Genomic DNA, 16,586 nt, shown 5'->3' on the forward strand with positions numbered 1-16,586 from the left:
TCTCCTGCGATTTTACCCATCGCGGATCGCGGCGTGCTGCAATTCCGCGTACGAAACTTTTGCCTTTGGCGATGCCTCTGCGGTTGCCTGTTCGCTTCAAGCCGCCGCTAAATTATTTCTCCCTTGGATATCAATTCCTTATCCGGAAACATCCGCCTGATCCGATCATTCTGCTTACCCTGACTCGGTGATGCAACGTCAAAATGAAACCAATGCGGAAATGTCCAATCCAGTCATGCCGATGTAAAATCGGGTTCCCGCAGCATCGCCCAAATTGAGCCTCAGACGTACCGCACACCCTGACGAGATCCGGTTCGCGGCCGTCACCGCGCAGTGCTTTCAGGGGGATGGCTATGGTCGACGTATCGGGAAGATTGCGCATTGCCGTGCTGTTCGGCGGCCGCTCGGCCGAGCATGACGTCTCGCTGCTTTCCGCAGCCAATGTCATGAAGGCGCTGGCCCCGGAAAAATACGATCCCGTTCCGATCTTCGTCACCCGCGACGGTCTGTGGCTGTTGAGCGCCTACGAAAACGGCACGCTGGCAACGCCATCCAGCGGCACCGAAATCTGTCTGCTGGCGGGAAGACACGGAAGGGCAATCGCCTTGCCCAAGGACGACGTGCCCTACGAAGCCCCGAAGATCGACATCCTGTTTCCCGTCCTGCACGGCCTTCCCGGCGAGGACGGAGCGGTGCAGGGACTGGCCGAGGTGGCCGGCGTGCCGCTCGCCGGATGCGGCATACCGGGCTCTGCCAACGCGCTCGACAAGGACATCGCCAAGCGGCTGTTCAACGCGGCGGGTGTACCTGCCGCGCGGTCGGTGACGATCCGTCGCGGCGCCGCACCGGCCTTCGATGGACTGGAAAAGGCGCTCGGCCTGCCGATCTTCATCAAACCGGCCCGCCAGGGTTCGTCGGTCGGCATCAACAAGGTCTCGACACAGGCGGACTATGAGACAGCCCTGTCCGAGGGTTTCCGCCATGACGACAAGCTTTTGGCCGAGGAATTCATTCGCGGCCGCGAGATCGAATGCGCCGTGCTGGAGAACCCCGACGGCACGCTGTTCGTGTCGCGAACCGGCGAGATCACCCCCGCCGCAAGCCATGGCTTCTATAGCTACGACGCCAAATACATCGACGCCGACGGCGCGGCGTTGAAGGTGCCGGCAGACATCCCCGCGGATCTCGAGGACGAAATCCGCGCCCATGCGGCGACGGCGTTTCGTGCACTCGGCTGCGACGGCATGGCGCGCGCCGATTTCTTCGTCACGGCGGACAGGCGCGTCTTCATCAACGAGCTGAACACCATCCCCGGCTTCACCGACATCAGCATGTATTCCAAGGTGATGGCGGTGAGCGGGGTCAGCTATCCGGAGATCATCGACCGGCTGGTGGCGCATGGCATGGCGCGCGCCGGACGTTCTCTCTGAAAGCCGGTCGGTCTTACATGCGCACCACGACCTTGCCCTTGGCGCGCCCGGCTTCCAGATAGGCAAAGGCATCGGCGATCCCGGCGAAAGGGAATACCCGGTCAATGACCGGCTCCAGCTTCTTCCGCTCGATCAGCTGTGCGAGTTCGGCAAGCTCGCTGCCGCTCGGATGCATGAACAGATAGCGGTACGAGACGCCGTGCTTCCTGGCTTCGGCACGCAGGCTGAACGATGCGAGCCAGAACAGCGCGGCCAGCCCCATGCCCCGGCCAAGGTCCTTCAGCGCGGTCTGGGGCTCCGGCATGCCGGCGATCGAAACCACCTTGCCGCCGCGTTTCACCACCTTGAATGTCTGCCTGAGCGTCTCGCCGCCGAGCAGATCGAAGGCGCCATCCATGTCGCGCACACGATCCTCGAACTTCTGCGTGGTGTAGTCGATGACCACGTCGGCTCCCAGCCGCTCGACAAGCGCCTTGCCGCGTGGCGACGCCGTGGTGGTGACTTCGGCGCCCAGATGTTTGGCCAGTTGAATGGCGAAGGTGCCGACGCCGCCCGCCCCGCCGGGAATGAAGATGCGGCTGCCCTTCCTCGCGCCGAGCTCATCGCGCAGCGCCTGCAGCGCGGTGAGCCCGGCCAGCGGAACGCCGGCGGCGCTTTCGAAATCCAGCGATGCCGGCATGAGGGCAACGAGGTCGGCGGGAACAACCGCATAGTCCGCGAAGGCACCCATGGCGGCCTTCGGCATACGGGCGAAGATCCGGTCTCCTTTCGCGAACGATGTCACGCCCGCGCCGGGTTCCTCGACGACGCCGGCCAGCTCGTTGCCCATGATGGCCGGCAGCGGATACCGCTGGATGACCTTCAGCTTGCCTTCGCGCGTCTTGAAATCGACCGGATTGAGACCCGCAGCATGAACACGCACCAGCACCTCGCCACGGGCGGGGCGTGGCCGCGGCATCTCGCGCAGCTCGGCGGCTTCGGCACCGCCATATCCCGTCAGAACAAAGGCCTGCATTGCGCACCCCATCGATCGTTGGCTCCTGCGCACTTCTAGCATGCGACGGGCTGGCCCAGAATGTCGGTAACATGTGATCAAGTGCCGGCCGGGACTGATCAGCCTCGCCGGATCATCAGGAAGGCCAGCACGGCAATTGCTCCGGCGGCGACGGCGACGGCGAGCGAAGGGATGACCCCGATCCGGATCATGCCGAATGCCAGCGCGAACGGGGCGACTGCCGAGACGACGAGGCGCGCGGAATTCACCCTGCCCTGCAGCCTGCCATAGCCCTCGCTGCCGAACAGATGAAGCGGCAGTGTGCCCGACACGATGCTAAGCAGCCCGTTGCCCAAGCCGAATAGGATGGCAAAAATCATGGCGCCGGCAACCGACGGCGCCGACCATGCCAGCGCCGCCACGCCGACCGGCATCAAGGTGGCGGCAATCACGGCCAGCGTCACCGGCGACAGGTTACGGCCGAACCCCATGTTGACGAGGCGGCTGGTGACTTGCGCCGGCCCGAAAAGCGTGCCGACGAGGGCCGCCGACGCGCCAAGGCCGAGGCCCGAGAGCAGTGGCACCATGTGCACCAGGATGGCGGCTCCAACCAAGGCCTGCAGTGCAAAGCCGGTGACCATCAGGACGAAGCCGAGCCGTCTTCGCTGCGGGGGCAAACGGCCGAGCACCGGCGTCGACGTCGACGTTCCATCCGCCCGATTTCGGGCAAGGGCACCGGAGAGCCGCCAATGCAGCGGCAGACAGATCAGCAGGTTGAGAGTAGCGAAGACTAGATAGACTTCCTGCCACGAGAAGTGGCGATGCAGCGCGGTGGTGACAGGCCAGAAGACGGTCGAGGCAAATCCGCCGATCAGGGTGAGATAGGTGATGCTGCGTGCGGCGACATGCGGGCGCAATTGCACCAGAAGTGCAAATGCCGCGCCGTACTGGACAAGGTTCGATGCAAGTTCCAGGGTAATCAATGCCGCGACGAAGACGGTGCCATTGGGAGCTGCCGCGCAGGCTGCCAGTGCCATTGTCGCCAGAAGCGAACCGGCCGACATCAAGCGCCCGGCGCCATATTGGTCGATCAGCCGGCCGAACCAGGGCGCAGCGAAGCCACCCGCCAGCAATGCCACGGACAGCGCGCCGAACACCCATTCCAGGGGCCATCCGAAATCCCGCGCCATATCCGGCGCCAGGATCGAGAAGCTGTAATAGAGCGTGCCATAAGCGATGATCTGGGTGACACCGAGCGAGATGACCGCAGCCACGGGTATTCGCTCATCTGTCCCGCTCACGGTCAGGCCTTGCGGGAGTGATGCACGACTTCGCCGTCTTCCTTGGTGAAGGCGGAGACGGGTGTGTCGAGCAGATCGAGCACAACCTCAGACGGCCGGCAAAGCGCGGTGCCCTTCTCTGTCTCGACAATCGGCCGGTTGATCAGGATCGGGTACGCCAGCATGAAGTCGATCAGGTCATCGTCCGACCATTTGGGGTCGGCAAGGCCGAGTTCGCCATAAGGCGTGTCCTTCTCGCGCAGCAACTGCCTCGGCGTGATCTGCATGGCCGCCATCAGTTCGACCAGCCGCTGCCAGGACGGCGGATCGACGAGGTATTCGATGACAACAGGCTCTTCACCACTGGCCTTGATCATCGCCAGGGTGTTGCGGGACGTGCCACAGGCAGGGTTGTGATAGATCGTGACGGTCATCGCGCCCTTCCGGTTTCCGTGACAGGAGCAGGCTTCAGGCCCCGCTCATACCAGCCTTTGCTGCGGTTCACGATCCAGACGACCGAGAGCATCACCGGCACCTCGACCAGCACGCCGACGACGGTGGCGAGTGCGGCACCCGAGTTGAAGCCGAACAGGCTGATGGCCGCGGCGACCGCCAGCTCGAAGAAGTTTGAAGCTCCGATCAGTGCCGAGGGACCGGCAACGCAATGCTGCTCGCCGCTGATGCGGTTGAGCAGGTAGGCGAGCCCGGCGTTGAAATAGACCTGGATCAGGATCGGTACGGCCAGCAGCGCGATGATCAGCGGCTGCGCGATGATCTGTTCACCCTGGAAGCCGAAAAGCAGAACCAGCGTTGCCAGCAATGCGACGAGAGAGACCGGCTGCAGCGTAGCAAGCAGCCGGTCCAGCGCCGACTGCCCGCCCTTGGCCAGCAGGCGCCGGCGCACGAACTGGGCGGCCACGCCGGGATGATGATGTAGAGCACGACGGACAGCACCAGCGTGCCCCATGGCACCGTGATCGCCGAAAGGCCGAGCAGCAGGCCGACGACCGGCGCGAAGGCCACAACCATGATGGCGTCGTTCAAGGCTACCTGAGACAGCGTGAAATGCGGTTCGCCCTTGGTCAGGTTCGACCACACGAAAACCATTGCCGTACAGGGGGCGGTTGCCAGAATGATCAGCCCGGCAATGTAGGAATCGATCTGGCCGGCCGGCAGATAGGGCCGGAACAGCCAGCCGACGAACAGCCAGCCGAGCAGCGCCATCGAGAATGGCTTGACCGCCCAGTTGATGAACAGCGTCACGCCGATGCCGCGCCAATGGCGACCGACTTCGCCGAGTGCCGCGAAATCGATCCTGAGCAGCATCGGCACGATCATCAGCCAGATCAGCAGAGCCACCGGCAGGTTGACCCTGGCGATCTCGGCCGAGCCGACAAGCTGGAACAGGCCTGGAAAGAGATGGCCGAGCAGGACGCCCGCGACGATGCACAGGCCGACCCACAGGGTCAGGTAGCGTTCGAATGTGGTCATCGCTCAGGCCGCCGGCGCGTTCTGGTGCAGGCCTGCCGATGTCGCGCCCTCGGTCGAACCGATCCGTTTCAAATGATGCTGAAGGGCGAGACGATCGATCGAGGCGTGCGGCAGGTTGAGGAAAGCGTCGATGCGGTTCTTCATGTAGCGCGCCGCGGTGGAGAAGGCGCGTTCCCTGTCGATGTCGGAGCCTTCGACGGCGGCCGGATCCTCGATGCCCCAATGCGCGGTCATCGGATTGCCAGGCCAGACCGGGCAGGCTTCGCCGGCGGCACTGTCACAGACGGTGAAGACGAAATCCATCTCCGGTGCGCCGGGCACAGCGAACTCGTCCCAGCTCTTGGAGCGGAACCCTTCGGCCGGATAATCCAGCGCGGCGAGCACCTTGAGCGCGAACGGGTTGACGGTGCCCTTCGGCTGGCTGCCCGCCGAATAGGCCCTGAACCGGCCGGCGCCTTCCCTGTTGAGGATGCTTTCCGCCAGGATCGAGCGCGCGGAATTGCCGGTACACAGGAACAATACGTTGTAGACGCGGTCGCTCATTGAACAATGTCCTTGGACGGGGTGCAGCAGGCGGCTGCGGTGACAACAGGGGCGCAGACTTCCGGATGGCCGCCGCAGCAATCCTCCATCAGGAACCGGATCAGGCCGCTCAGCGCCTCATATTCGGCGCTGTAGATGATCGAACGCGCATCGCGCCTTGCCGCGGCAAGGCCTGCCCGCTCCAGTTCCTTCAGATGAAATGACACGTTGGAGGCCGACACTTCGGCCTTCTCGGCAATGGCCCCGGCGGCAATGCCCTGGGGGCCGGCCACCACCAGCATGCGCAGGATGCGCAGGCGGGTCTCCTGCGACAGGGCACCGAAGGCTGCGAGGGCTTGACGTTCATCCATATTTCAATAATCCTAAAAATATCGAAATGAGGAATAGCGCAGATGAATGCTCCTGGCAACGTCAATGTTTCGGTGGCAGCCGACGACATCACGATCGGTGAATTGCTGGAGGTACTCGACCGGCATCCATCGAGCCCGCTCACCTTCCGCTGCGAAGGGCGCCGGCTGCGCAAGGGCTATCATGTGACGGAGGTGAAGGCCGGAACCTTCGCCGGTCTCGACTGCGGCGCCAATCCGGAAGCCTGGACGGAAATCTTCGTGCAGTTGTGGGACGTCGATGACGCGCCTGAACAGATGACGGCCAAGAAGTTCGCCGCGATCATCGGCAAGGTCGCCGACCACCTTTCACTTGACCGGAGCGCCCGGCTGACCTTCGAGGTGAGCGATGGCGTGCAGCCCATGCAGTTGCACCGAGCCGCCGCGCCGTCGATCGGCGCCGGCGAAATCGTCGTGGCGCTTTCGCCACGCCCGGCAAGCTGCAAACCACGCGATCGTTGGCTGGCTGAGCAGCAGGCCGCGGGTTCCTGCTGCGGACCGGCAGGTTCGCCGTGTTGTCCGTAGCGACATCAAGGAAAAATACCCGAAATCGTTGGCGCCCCGGTGCGTCACGGAGCGAAGCGCCATCGGCCTGATCCGCTCCATATCTTTGCCTCGAGCATGATCCTGGTCCGAAAAGTCTTCAACTTTGCGGGATCATGCTCTAGAGCAGACCGTCCGGCAGCGTGGCCGGGCTTGTTTTCAGGGCATCCATAATGGCCATATCCAATTCGATCGATCTCAATCCCGAACTCCTTGCCGCCGCCGTCGAGAGCAAAGCATGGCCGTTCGAGGAAGCCAAAAAGATCGTCGAACGCTACAAAGGCCGTGAATTCCCGGAGACCGTGGTGTTCGAAACCGGCTACGGCCCGTCCGGCCTGCCGCATATCGGCACCTTCGGCGAGGTGGCGCGCACGACCATGGTGCGCCATGCCTTCCATGTGCTGACCAGAGGCGAGGTCAAGACCAAGCTGCTCTGCTTCTCCGACGACATGGACGGCATGCGCAAGATCCCGGAAAACGTGCCGGACCGCGCCGCGCTCGAACCTTACCTGCAGATGCCGCTCACCGTCGTGCCGAACCCCTATGGCGGCGACTACAAGAGCTTCGGCGACCACAACAACACCATGCTGCGGCGCTTCCTCGACACGTTCGGCTTCGACTACGAATTCGCCAGCGCGACGGAGTACTACAAGTCGGGTCGCTTCGACGACATGCTGCTGCGCGCAGTCGAGAAGTACGATGCCATCATGAAGGTGATGCTGCCGACGCTGGGCGAAGAACGCCAGGCGACCTACAGCCCCTTCCTGCCCATCTCGCCGAAGAGCGGGCGCGTGCTCTACGTGCCGATGAAGCATGTCGACGCCAAGGCCGGCACCATCACCTTCAACGACGAGGACGGCACCGAGACGACGCTGCCGGTAACCGGCGGCAAGGTGAAGATGCAGTGGAAGCCGGATTTCGGCATGCGCTGGGCCGCCCTCGGCGTCGATTTCGAGATGTTCGGCAAGGATCACCAGACCAATGCCGGCATCTACGACAAGATCTGCAACATTCTTGGCGGCCGCGCGCCGGAGCATTTCGTGTTCGAGCTGTTCCTCGACGAGCATGGCCAGAAGATCTCGAAGTCGAAGGGCAACGGCCTGACCATAGACGAGTGGCTGACCTACGCACCGACCGAAAGCCTCGGCCTCTACATGTACCAGCGGCCAAGGCAGGCGAAGAAGCTCTATTTCGACGTCATCCCGAAGGCTGTGGACGAGTATTATTCCTTCCTCTCCGCCTATCCGCGCCAGGAATGGAAGGAGCGGCTCGGCAACCCGGTCTGGCACATGCATGACGGTCATCCGCCGGTCATCGACATGCCGGTCTCGTTCGCGCTGCTGCTCAACCTGGTCAGCGCCTCGAATGCCCAGAACAAGGACGTGTTGTGGGGCTTCATCTCGCGTCATGCACCGGGCGTGACGCCGGCCACGCATCCCGAGCTCGACAAGCTGACCGGCTATGCGATCCGTTATTTCGACGACTTCGTGAAGCCGACCAAGGTCTACCGCGCCGCCGACGATGTCGAGCGCGACGCGCTGGCCAGGCTGTCGGAGGCCCTGGGCGCCCTGCCTGCCGGCTCGAACAGCGAAACGATCCAGAACGCGGCGCTCAACGTCGCGCGCAAGATCGAACGCTACCAGGACCATGCCAAGCAGAGCCCGGAAGGCGGCCCCGGCGTGTCGGTCGCCTTCTTCCAGATGATATACCAGGTGCTGATCGGCCAGGAGCGCGGCCCGCGCTTCGGCTCGTTCGCCGAGCTCTACGGCATCGCCGAGACGCGCGACCTCATCGCGCGGGCGCTGGAGGGAAAGCTCGCAGCGTAGGATCGCCGCCGGGCGCCGGTCCGGCCGGAGCCTGCCAGATCGACGGCGAACTGTTCGGCGACGCGGGCGCATCCAGGCCCGAACTGTCGATGATCGAACTCGGTACCGCTTCCGGCGCCGAAACAGGTGGCGGGGCTGGCGGCAGGCCAGTCCCCTCCGGCGCCTTGCCGAAGATGCCCCGCTTCTCCGCCTTCGCCTTTTCGCCGGCCTCCGCATAAGGACCGCCGGCGGCGGGCCGGGCCCAGCCATTGCTCACCAGCCACTCGCCGACATCGACCTTGCCGATGTGGCAAGGCGCGGAGATCAGGTCGCGCCCACCTTCCGGTGGCACCACGCAGTTGACGGCGCGCTGGCGGATGAGGGCGCGGAAGGCTCCGCGCGCGCGTGCGCCGCAAGGCCATGATTTGCCGGCTTCGTCGGTGCAGGTCTCGTCCTCCGGCATGATGTCGACGCCCGAGACAGCGACCGAATAGCCCTTGGCTTCGATGCGGCCCGCGGCCGGCGCCACCGCCTGGTAGAGCGGCGTGCCTTTCCACTTATCCGGCATCGGCGGCTTCTTCGGCTGCGCCAGCGAAAGCTTGCTCAGCGGCGCGCGCGGTTCGATGCGCTGCAAGGCGCCGGGATCGCCCGGCGGCGCCGCCATCATCGGGTCGATCGCCCTTGATGCCGCCTCCGCCTGCTGCTGGATGGTCTCCGCCGTGGCTTGCTGCGTTGCGGCCTGCGTCTGACCCGACTGCTGTGGTGCCGCCGGCATTCCTGACTGTTGCGTCGTCGACACGCCCGGTTGAAGCGGCTTCTCCGCTGGCGCCTGTCCGGTCGCGGGCTCGGGCTCCGGCGGTGGAGCCGCGTCGTTGTCCACTCCAGCCGGCTGGTCGGCAGGAGGGTCGCCCAGCATGTCGAGCGTCGGCACGTCCTCGTTCGATATCTCGACCTTGGCGCCCTCCCCGGTGATGCGCCCACCCGCGACGATGGCAGCGGCGGAAGCCCCAAGCATCAGGATGGCAACGACTGCGGGAAGCGGTCTCATGCCGCCATCCTACTGGCTTGCCCAGACGATGCGGGCCACCCACTCCACCTCGACCATCTGCAGGTCGCGGTTGGGGTGATCCGGGTTCAGCGAGAGCAGCGAGATGGTGCGCGCCGTCTGGCGCTCCAGCACCTTGGCCATGACCTCGCCGGAGCCGGTCTTGACGACGACGCGGTCGCCGCGGCGCACGGTGGCACCCGGCTCCACGATCAAAACGTCGCCATTGCGGTAAAGCGGCAGCATCGAATCGCCCTGGACCTTCAAGGCATAGGCCGTATCGGTGGATTGCGCCGGCAATTCGACCAGATCCCAGCCTTGTCCAACCGGGAAGCCGGCATCGTCGAAATAACCGCCGGCGCCGGCCTGCGCGAAACCGACCAGGGGCACGGCAGCGCCTGAACCGTGCGGCCGGGCAGGAGATTGCCCGCCCTGGATCAGCCCCATGAATTCGTCGAGCGTCGCGCCCGTCGCTTCCATGATCTTGGCGAGCGACTCGGTGGAGGGCCAGCGCGGGCGCCCGTCCGACGACTGCCGCTTCGATTTGTTGAATGCCGTCGAGTCGAGGCCGGCGCGCCTGGCGAGACCAGAGGCCGACAGCGAATAACGCTCCGCCAGGGCATCTATCGCGGCCCAGACACGATCATGCGAGAGCACGGCCCGCTCCCTTCGAAGAGGAAAAAATACCTTTCCGTTGTAGCCACGCGAATCGGGCTTGTCCACCGCAAGCGTTGTCAAACCTGTCAGCAGCGCGGGCAACGCAACCGCTCGTTACGATTCCGGGTGCTGAAACACGATCAAGGTCGCGAAAAGCCGTTTCATGGACGATGATGACGCCGACCGCTTCGCCAACAGCCCGTGCAGCCTTCATGCTTTTCATCCCGCTTCCCTTCGTCGTTGCCATCCTGCTGCTGATCCTCTTCGTCACCGTCGTCCGGCGCGATGACGATGCGCCGCCGAACATCCCCTTTCTCGTCCTGATCCTGGTTGCAGTGCTGCAATCGGTGCTGCTGGGACTGCGATGGGGGTACGGCATCGGCAGTGTCGGCATCATCCTTCCGGTCGTTGCGGCCACCGTGCCGCCGCTGGTGTATGCGGGCGTGTCCGGGCTGGTGCGCGGGAGTGCCCTTTCGACACTCCCGCGCCTCGGTTTCCATCTCATTCCGGCAATCGCCATCGTGCTGCTCATGGTTTTCTGGCGAAATGCCATCGACCTGGCGATCGCGTCGATCTTCACCGGCTACGCCATCGCGATATTGCTGCTGACGCGGCTGGGCACCGACGCGCTACGCCTGGCGCCTTTCGAGAATGCCGGGCCTGCCTATCGGGCGATCCTGTTTGCGGCGTGTGCCCTGCTCCTGTCGGCGATGATGGATGTTTTCGTCCTTGCCGACTTTGCCTGGACACAGGGAACGCATGCCCCGCTCCTGATCACGATCGCGAATCTCGCGGTGCTGGCGGTGCTGGCGATCGCGGTCGCAACCGCAGGCCGCCGCGGCATGCCGGTGCAGCCGTCCGAAACTCAACAGCGGCTGGAACTGGTGGAGGACAAAGAGACCCTTGCCGCGGTCCAGACCCTGATGGAGACCCGGCACATCTATCGCGATGTCGACCTCAATCTCGACAGGCTGGCCCGCAAGACGGGAATCCCGGCGCGGCAGATTTCCACGGCCATCAATCGGGCGACGGGCAAGAACGTCTCGCAATATGTCAACGACCACAGGATCGCGGAGGCATGCAGCCTGCTCACCGATACCGCGAAGCCGGTGACCGAGATCATGTTCGACGTGGGCTTCCTGACCAAGTCCAACTTCAACCGCGAATTCCGCCGCGTCACCGACAGGACGCCGCTGGCCTGGAGGCAGACGAAGGCCGGGGCTGATTGAGGGCGACGGACTGAATCGCGATCGAGGACGACCGGAAACGCGTTCCAGGTCTCTTTTGCCGCCACGCCGGCCATGCTGGCGGCATGAACATGATCACAGAACACGAACGCAAACTCGCCGCAGCGCTCACGCCGTTGTCACCCTTTCCGGACAGTGGTGCGGCGCGACCGGGAATGTCCCGGCGGCTGGTCCGTCTCCTGGGCCTTTCCGCGCTGGCGGCGGCAGCTGCCATCGCCTTCCTCCAGCCGCAAATCTATCGCGCTATCGAAACCGGAGGCCCGACAGCGGGCCAGCCGCATGAGGCGGCCGGCGCCTCGACGCCCGTGGAGAAGCCAGCTCCTTCGAAGGCTGCGCCAACGAAAGGGCCTGTCAGTGCACCGGCCGGCCGCGAGATCAGCGGCTCGGGTTATGTGGTCGCGCCCCGCATCACCACCGTCTTTTCCAAATACGAAGGCAGGATCATCGGCGTTGCCGTCCAGGCGGGAGACCTGGTGGCGGCCGGCCAGATCCTCGTGACGCTCGATGACGCAGGCGCCCGCTTCGCGCTCGAACGAGCCAGGGCAGCAAGAGCCACGGCCGATCTCTTGCTTGCCGCCCGCACCATCGACCTCGACCAGGCACGCGCCTCCCTTGGCCGCACCGAAACACTTGCAGCCCGTGACACGGCTTCGAAGCAGCAGCTGGAAGAGGCGCGCAGAACCGTCGAACGCGCGGAGAACGCCGCGGCACAGGCCCGCCAGGATCTCGCAACGGCGGAACTTGCCATCCGCGTCGCCGAGGAGCCCGTCCGCGAACTGACGGTGCGCGCGCCGTTCGCCGGGACCGTGACGCGGCTCGATGCCCATGTCGGCGACACCGTGCTCGCCCGTGTCGACAGCGTGCGCGAGAACCAGAGCCTGCTCACGATCAGCGACCAGACGACCATGGTGATCGATGCCGATGTCGCGGAGACCGGCATGGCCGACCTGCAGCGAGGACTGCGTGGCGAGGCGGTTCTCGACGGTTTTCCCGATCGCCCCTTTGCGATCGAGGTGCAACGTGTCGCCCCTGTCGCCTCGATCGAAAAGGGCACCGTCAGCCTGCGCCTCGCGCTCACCGATCCGCCAGCCGGTATCCGGCCGAACATGGCCGCGCGCATTCGCCTCCAACTCACCGACAGCAAGACCGGAGCAGACAGCCAATGACCCACGATTCCTACATAGTGCTTGCCGGCATACGCAAAGGCTATCGCATCGGCGGCGAGCCGATGCCGATCTTCAGCGGGCTCGACCTCGTCATCCCGCGTGGCGACTTCGTTGCGATCATGGGCCCTTCGGGATCGGGCAAGTCGACACTGCTCAACATGCTGGCCGGGATCGACGTGCCGGATGCCGGCAGCCTCAGCATCGGCAACCACCGGCTCGACCAGATGGGCGAGAGCGCGCGCTCGTCCTGGCGGGCGCACAATATGGGCATCGTCTTCCAGTTCTATAATCTGCTGCCGATGCTGAACGCAGCGGAGAATGTGGAGCTGCCGCTGCTGCTGAAACCCCTGTCGGCAAGCGAACGCCGCGCGCGGGTCGGCAAGGTGCTCGATCTGGTCGGGCTTGCCGGCCGCGAGAAGCAGTATCCCGCCATGATGTCGGGCGGCCAACAGCAGCGTGTCGGCATCGCCCGCGCCATCGTCTCCGATCCCGGCCTGCTTCTCTGCGACGAGCCGACCGGTGATCTCGACCGGAACTCGGCCGACGATGTGCTGGAGATGCTCGGCTTCCTCAACCGTAGCCTGGAAAAAACCATCGTCATGGTGACGCACGACCCGCAGGCGGCACGTTCCGCCAGGAGGACGCTGCATCTCGACAAGGGCCAGTTCGTCGAAGAGAAGAGGGCCGCCTCATGACTTTCTTCGGTCTTGCCCGCAAGAACGCCTGGCGAAAGCCGCTGCGTACCGTGCTGCTGATGATCTGCGTCGCGATCGCCTTCCTCATTTACGGCCTGACCGCAAGTTTCCTGGCCGGTTCGCAAGGGGCTTCCGCCGCCAGCGAGGACATATTGGGCGTGATGAGCGCCGGGGGCCGTGGACAGGCGCTGCCGATGTCGCACCTCGCCCGCATCGCCGCTGAACCCGGCACCGGCGCGGTCGGCTACATGGCGCGCATGCGTGGATTTTCCGGCAGTGAGAAAAATGTCATCGCAGTCAGCGCCGTCGAGCAGCAGGCGCTCATGGCCGTCAACGGCAAGGAACTCGGACTGACGCCAGCGTTGATCGCAACACTGGATCAAGGCCGCGAGCGGGTGCTGGTCGGCCGCGCGCTGGCCGAGGCTCAAGGCTGGTCGGTCGGCCAGCGCATCGCCATCACCGCTCTCCAGATGGCCAGGCAGGATGGCGGCCGCGACTGGCGCTTCGAGATCGCCGGCATCTTCGAAGGCGCTGGCGCCAGCACCGACACCTATTTCGTCATTGCCCGATACGACTATGTCAACGCGGCCCGGGCCAAGGGCAGGGATACGGTCGACGCCTTCATCGTTCGCCCGGGTGACGGCATCAAGGCAAGTGCGCTTGCTGCCCGCATCGACGCCCTGTTCGCCAACTCGGCCGCACCGACCCGAACGCAGTCGGAAAAGCAGTTCCTGGAAGCCTTCCTGCGCCAATATGCCGACATCGGGCTGATCGTCGACCTGGTCACGGGGACGGCCTTCATCACGCTGCTGATGATCGTCGTCAACACCATGGTCTTCGCCGTGCGCGAGCGCACTTTCGAGATCGGTGTGCTGAAGACGCTGGGCGTCTCCAATCTCAGGATCTTAGCCCTTGTGCTCGGCGAGACGCTGTTCATCTGCATCATCGGTGCGGGCGTCGGTCTCGCCCTGGCCAAGCTCGCGACGGTGCTTGTCGGACCGGTTGTCGGCCTCGTCTTCTCGCCGCCGGTGCTGGCCAAGGCGACAGCGATCGCTCTCCTGCTCGGCTTCGCGACCGGCCTGTTGCCGGCCATCAATGCCATGCGCACCCCCATCGTCAAAGCCTTCAGAGCGAGGTAGCCGCCATGTCCACCCAGATCAGACAGACGCTCGTGATGACGCGGGCCAATTTCGGCAGCCTGCGGCGCCGCCTGGCGATCTCGTTGTCGATGGTGCTTTCGGTCGCGCTTGTCGTCGCCGTCCTTGCCGGGTTCCTGGCGATGGCCAGGGGTTTCGAAAGGGCACTGACCAGCACAGGTTCGCCGCTGGTCGCCGTTGTCCTCGGCGGCGGCACGAACCAGGAGACCGGATCCGATATTCCCGCCGATGCGATCCGCGGCGTCGAGTCGCTGACGGGGGCAACGACCGCGGATATTGTCCGGGATGCGAACGGGACACCGCTTGTGTCCCGCGAGCTGGTGGTGCCGGTGGATGTCGCCGGCAGGCAGACCTCGACGGCCGCGCTTCGCGGCATGGATGCCAATGGTCCCTCGATCCGCGAAGGCATCACGCTGCAGGCGGGCCGACTGTTTACACCCGGCGCCCGCGAGATCATGGTCGGCGCTCGCATAGCGGCCGACTTCACGGGCTTTGCGATCGGCGACACGGTTCGGCTGGGGACCGTGGACTGGACGGTTGTCGGCCATTTCACGGCCAGCGGCAGTGCTTTCGAATCCGAGATATGGGGCGACCTCGACGCGGTTCGCGCCGGCTTCGACCGGCAGGGACAGGTGCAAAGCCTGCGTTTGCGCCTCGCCACGCCTGCATCGCTCGCAGTGCTCAAGGCAGGCCTGGCGACCATAACCTCGACACCGCTCGTCGCCATCTCCGAAGCTGATCTCTACGCCGCGCAATCGGGGCGTACAGCCAGCCTCATCCGCTTGTTCGGCTGGCCGGTCGCGCTCTTGATGGCGATCGGCGCGACAGCCGGAGCACTCAACACGATGATGAGCTCGGTCTCCGACCGGACCATCGAGATCGCCACCGTTCGTGCGCTCGGCTTCGGCAGGCTGCCGGCTTTCCTGGCGACATGGTTCGAAGCGGTCGCACTTGCTGCTGCCGGCGTGATGCTGGGTATTCTCGCTTCATGGCTGCTGTTCAACGGCTGGGAGGCCAGCACCGTCGGTGCGAACGACGCCAGCATGGGCTTCCGGCTGGCGGTAGACGCGGATGTGATGGTTCCCGCCGGCCTGCTCGGCCTGACGATCGGCATCATCGGCGGCGCTCTCCCGGCAATCGCGGCAACCCGGCTGCCACTGACGGCGGCCCTGCGGGCACGCGGGTAGTGCAGCACCGTGGCAGGACACCTAGTCGATGTCGACCTTCGCCATACCCGATCCCGGCAAGGCCGCATCGCGCCCGGATATGCTGCCGATTCGCCTGCGCGCTATGCCGATCTGCTCCAGCGTCAGGCGCGTCCATTCCAGCGCCGGCCACAATGTCAGGCGCACGACGTCGTTTTGCGGGACATTGTCTGCACCCATGGCTGCGGTGCAGGGGCCAGGCACATGATAGGTGCCGAATACCCGGTCGAAGAAGGGAAACACGTTGGCGAGGTTCTTGCCGTAGGCCTCGGGAGCATTCGCGTGATGCCAGCGATGAAAGCGCGGCGAAGCGATCAGCAGGCGAAACGGTCCGTGATCCCAATCGACATCGACGTGAACGTAGATCGTATGCAGCACCAGGATGACGGCGCCCATGCCGATGGCGTCGGCGGGAAGGCCGAGCCATGTCAGCAGGATGGTGTAGGACCCCCACATGACCAGCGTCTCGAGCGCATGGATGCGATAGGCCGTCAGCGCATTCACATGCGGATCGGAGTGATGGATCGCGTGCACCGGCCACAGCCATTTCATGTGCATGAGCCGGTGGTTCCAGTAATTGGCAAAGTCATGCGCCACAATGGCGACGAGCATGAGAGCCCAGACCGGAAAAGCGGACCAGGCCGATGTCGGGATGCTTGGAATGCCTGCCAGCGCATAGAGCGCCTTGATCTGGTCCGAAAGCAGCCAGATGGCCGGAGCCAGGATGAGATTGATGTTGAAGATGGCGATCGTCGCGGCCACGCTGCGAACCGCAACCCGGGACCACGAAAGCCGCCATCCCTTGCGCGCTATGTCGAGGACCAGCAGCAGGACCAGGAATGCGAAGACGCATTGATTGGCGGGCGATCTGATCGCCGTCGGCCAGACCCCGATCATCGTCTCCAGGAATTCGACGATCTGCTCCACGCCCTGCCTCCCACC

General features: G+C 64.7%; 16 protein-coding genes and 1 pseudogene. 8 read left to right on the top strand and 9 right to left on the bottom strand.

All coding sequences use genetic code 11. The annotated features are described in order from the left end of the window. Positions 1–353: 353 nt before the first annotated feature. Positions 354–1,430, top strand: a complete 1,077-nt coding sequence (locus ACFWYE_RS22630; RefSeq protein ID WP_379114445.1) for a D-alanine--D-alanine ligase family protein — start codon at positions 354–356, stop codon at positions 1,428–1,430. Positions 1,431–1,443: 13 nt separating this feature from the next. Here the strand turns inward: ACFWYE_RS22630 and ACFWYE_RS22635 are convergent, their stop codons facing one another. The 6 genes and pseudogenes from ACFWYE_RS22635 to ACFWYE_RS22660 all read right to left on the bottom strand — a co-directional run bounded on the left by ACFWYE_RS22635 (position 1,444) and on the right by ACFWYE_RS22660 (position 6,088). After that, a complete protein-coding gene (locus ACFWYE_RS22635; RefSeq protein WP_379114446.1) occupies positions 1,444–2,445 on the bottom strand; it encodes an NADP-dependent oxidoreductase in 1,002 nt (333 codons plus the stop codon). A gap of 98 nt (positions 2,446–2,543) precedes the next feature. Then, positions 2,544–3,731: an arsenite efflux MFS transporter ArsK gene (gene arsK / locus ACFWYE_RS22640; protein WP_379114572.1), complete on the bottom strand. Its 1,188-nt coding sequence runs from the start codon at positions 3,729–3,731 to the stop codon at positions 2,544–2,546. Next, positions 3,728–4,138 carry an arsenate reductase (glutaredoxin) gene (arsC, locus tag ACFWYE_RS22645; protein WP_379114448.1) on the bottom strand — a complete coding sequence of 137 codons (411 nt, stop codon included), beginning with the start codon at positions 4,136–4,138 and terminating at the stop codon, positions 3,728–3,730. Before arsC ends, arsK begins: the two co-directional genes overlap by 4 nt. After that, positions 4,135–5,195 (bottom strand): annotated as a pseudogene (arsB, locus tag ACFWYE_RS22650) (ACR3 family arsenite efflux transporter). The gene arsC and the pseudogene arsB overlap by 4 nt, the downstream one beginning before the upstream one ends. A 3-nt stretch (positions 5,196–5,198) precedes the next feature. Then, on the bottom strand, positions 5,199–5,738 hold the full coding sequence (locus ACFWYE_RS22655; RefSeq protein ID WP_379114450.1) for an arsenate reductase ArsC: 540 nt from the start codon (positions 5,736–5,738) through the stop codon (positions 5,199–5,201). Continuing rightward, positions 5,735–6,088, bottom strand: coding sequence for an ArsR/SmtB family transcription factor (locus ACFWYE_RS22660; RefSeq protein ID WP_379063164.1), 354 nt, complete (start codon positions 6,086–6,088; stop codon positions 5,735–5,737). Before ACFWYE_RS22660 ends, ACFWYE_RS22655 begins: the two co-directional genes overlap by 4 nt. Before the next feature lie 42 nt (positions 6,089–6,130). Here ACFWYE_RS22660 and ACFWYE_RS22665 point away from each other — a divergent pair, with 42 nt between their 5' ends. After that, entirely contained in the window at positions 6,131–6,649 is a 519-nt protein-coding gene (locus ACFWYE_RS22665) for a DUF6428 family protein (RefSeq protein ID WP_379063166.1), read from the top strand. 191 nt (positions 6,650–6,840) lie between these two features. Further along, positions 6,841–8,493 (top strand): lysine--tRNA ligase, encoded by a 1,653-nt coding sequence (locus ACFWYE_RS22670; protein WP_379063168.1) that lies wholly within the window; start codon positions 6,841–6,843, stop codon positions 8,491–8,493. Here ACFWYE_RS22670 and ACFWYE_RS22675 read toward each other — a convergent pair. Both ACFWYE_RS22675 and ACFWYE_RS22680 read right to left on the bottom strand, forming a co-directional pair. Next, positions 8,456–9,520, bottom strand: coding sequence for a thermonuclease family protein (locus tag ACFWYE_RS22675; RefSeq protein WP_379114451.1), 1,065 nt, complete (start codon positions 9,518–9,520; stop codon positions 8,456–8,458). The two genes, ACFWYE_RS22670 and ACFWYE_RS22675, sit on opposite strands and share 38 nt — an antisense overlap. Positions 9,521–9,529: 9 nt before the next feature. Further along, positions 9,530–10,174, bottom strand: coding sequence for a helix-turn-helix transcriptional regulator (locus tag ACFWYE_RS22680; protein ID WP_379063171.1), 645 nt, complete (start codon positions 10,172–10,174; stop codon positions 9,530–9,532). Between the two features lie 173 nt (positions 10,175–10,347). Here ACFWYE_RS22680 and ACFWYE_RS22685 point away from each other — a divergent pair, with 173 nt between their 5' ends. The 5 genes from ACFWYE_RS22685 to ACFWYE_RS22705 all read left to right on the top strand — a co-directional run bounded on the left by ACFWYE_RS22685 (position 10,348) and on the right by ACFWYE_RS22705 (position 15,626). Continuing rightward, positions 10,348–11,403, top strand: a complete 1,056-nt coding sequence (locus tag ACFWYE_RS22685) for a helix-turn-helix domain-containing protein (RefSeq protein ID WP_379073183.1) — start codon at positions 10,348–10,350, stop codon at positions 11,401–11,403. A gap of 89 nt (positions 11,404–11,492) precedes the next feature. Further along, entirely contained in the window at positions 11,493–12,587 is a 1,095-nt protein-coding gene (locus tag ACFWYE_RS22690; RefSeq protein ID WP_379114453.1) for an efflux RND transporter periplasmic adaptor subunit, read from the top strand. Beyond that, positions 12,584–13,282, top strand: a complete 699-nt coding sequence (locus ACFWYE_RS22695) for an ABC transporter ATP-binding protein (protein ID WP_379114455.1) — start codon at positions 12,584–12,586, stop codon at positions 13,280–13,282. The genes ACFWYE_RS22690 and ACFWYE_RS22695 overlap by 4 nt, the downstream gene beginning before the upstream one ends. Continuing rightward, positions 13,279–14,421 carry an ABC transporter permease gene (locus ACFWYE_RS22700; RefSeq protein WP_379114457.1) on the top strand — a complete coding sequence of 381 codons (1,143 nt, stop codon included), beginning with the start codon at positions 13,279–13,281 and terminating at the stop codon, positions 14,419–14,421. Before ACFWYE_RS22695 ends, ACFWYE_RS22700 begins: the two co-directional genes overlap by 4 nt. Before the next feature lie 5 nt (positions 14,422–14,426). Next, the gene (locus tag ACFWYE_RS22705) at positions 14,427–15,626 is read left to right on the top strand and encodes an ABC transporter permease (protein ID WP_379114459.1); all 1,200 of its coding nucleotides are present in this window, start codon (positions 14,427–14,429) and stop codon (positions 15,624–15,626) included. A 21-nt stretch (positions 15,627–15,647) separates the two neighbouring features. On the opposite strand, the gene ACFWYE_RS22710 is transcribed toward ACFWYE_RS22705, so the two are convergent. Then, positions 15,648–16,571: a sterol desaturase family protein gene (locus ACFWYE_RS22710; RefSeq protein ID WP_379114460.1), complete on the bottom strand. Its 924-nt coding sequence runs from the start codon at positions 16,569–16,571 to the stop codon at positions 15,648–15,650. Between the last annotated feature and the right edge of the window lie 15 nt (positions 16,572–16,586).

Origin of the sequence: Mesorhizobium sp. NPDC059025 (assembly GCF_042739655.1) — a bacterium.
Classification (GTDB): domain Bacteria; phylum Pseudomonadota; class Alphaproteobacteria; order Rhizobiales; family Rhizobiaceae; genus Mesorhizobium.

Bases quoted from the DNA above. Each gene is read 5' to 3' on its own strand.
- ACFWYE_RS22670 (WP_379063168.1), top strand. From the start codon at position 6,841: ATGGCCATATCCAATTCGATCGATCTCAATCCCGAACTCCTTGCCGCC.
- ACFWYE_RS22705 (WP_379114459.1), top strand. From the start codon at position 14,427: ATGTCCACCCAGATCAGACAGACGCTCGTGATGACGCGGGCCAATTTC.
- ACFWYE_RS22660 (WP_379063164.1), bottom strand. From the start codon at position 6,088: ATGGATGAACGTCAAGCCCTCGCAGCCTTCGGTGCCCTGTCGCAGGAG.
- ACFWYE_RS22685 (WP_379073183.1), top strand. From the start codon at position 10,348: ATGACGCCGACCGCTTCGCCAACAGCCCGTGCAGCCTTCATGCTTTTC.
- ACFWYE_RS22655 (WP_379114450.1), bottom strand. From the start codon at position 5,738: ATGAGCGACCGCGTCTACAACGTATTGTTCCTGTGTACCGGCAATTCC.
- ACFWYE_RS22630 (WP_379114445.1), top strand. From the start codon at position 354: ATGGTCGACGTATCGGGAAGATTGCGCATTGCCGTGCTGTTCGGCGGC.
- ACFWYE_RS22675 (WP_379114451.1), bottom strand. From the start codon at position 9,520: ATGAGACCGCTTCCCGCAGTCGTTGCCATCCTGATGCTTGGGGCTTCC.
- ACFWYE_RS22695 (WP_379114455.1), top strand. From the start codon at position 12,584: ATGACCCACGATTCCTACATAGTGCTTGCCGGCATACGCAAAGGCTAT.
- ACFWYE_RS22665 (WP_379063166.1), top strand. From the start codon at position 6,131: ATGAATGCTCCTGGCAACGTCAATGTTTCGGTGGCAGCCGACGACATC.
- ACFWYE_RS22635 (WP_379114446.1), bottom strand. From the start codon at position 2,445: ATGCAGGCCTTTGTTCTGACGGGATATGGCGGTGCCGAAGCCGCCGAG.
- arsC (WP_379114448.1), bottom strand. From the start codon at position 4,138: ATGACCGTCACGATCTATCACAACCCTGCCTGTGGCACGTCCCGCAAC.
- ACFWYE_RS22690 (WP_379114453.1), top strand. From the start codon at position 11,493: ATGATCACAGAACACGAACGCAAACTCGCCGCAGCGCTCACGCCGTTG.
- ACFWYE_RS22700 (WP_379114457.1), top strand. From the start codon at position 13,279: ATGACTTTCTTCGGTCTTGCCCGCAAGAACGCCTGGCGAAAGCCGCTG.